Here is a 315-nt window from a genome sequence, read left to right on the forward strand (position 1 = left end):
CCCCCCCCCCCCCCCCCCCCCCCCCCCCCCCCCCCCCCCCCCCCCCCCCCCCCCCCCCCCCCCCCCCCCCCCCCCCCCCCCCCCCCCCCCCCCCCCCCCCCCCCCCCCCCCTTTTTAATGACACGGCCACCACCGAGATCTACACTGTTGTTCGTTCGTCGGCAGCGTCAGATGTGTATAAGAGACAGGTAGTGACCTTCGTCGGTCAGCTGCTGCGCGTCCATCTTGGTCGGCGGAGCCAGCCACAGCTTGACCGGCAGGTCGCGCTTGCCTTCCAGCAGCTTGGAAGCGGCACGGAAGTGACCGATATTGGTC

1 protein-coding gene is annotated in these 315 nt (G+C 72.4%); it reads left to right on the forward strand.

Annotated elements, in window-relative coordinates:
- A partial coding sequence (locus JHD64_RS21430) for a hypothetical protein (protein ID WP_199055685.1) occupies nt 1-192 on the forward strand: 192 nt, incomplete at its 5' end.
- Nucleotides 193-315: the final 123 nt, after the last annotated feature.

The sequence above is a fragment of the Aquitalea sp. ASV15 genome, assembly GCF_016429115.1.
In the GTDB taxonomy this organism is placed as follows: domain Bacteria; phylum Pseudomonadota; class Gammaproteobacteria; order Burkholderiales; family Chromobacteriaceae; genus Aquitalea; species Aquitalea magnusonii.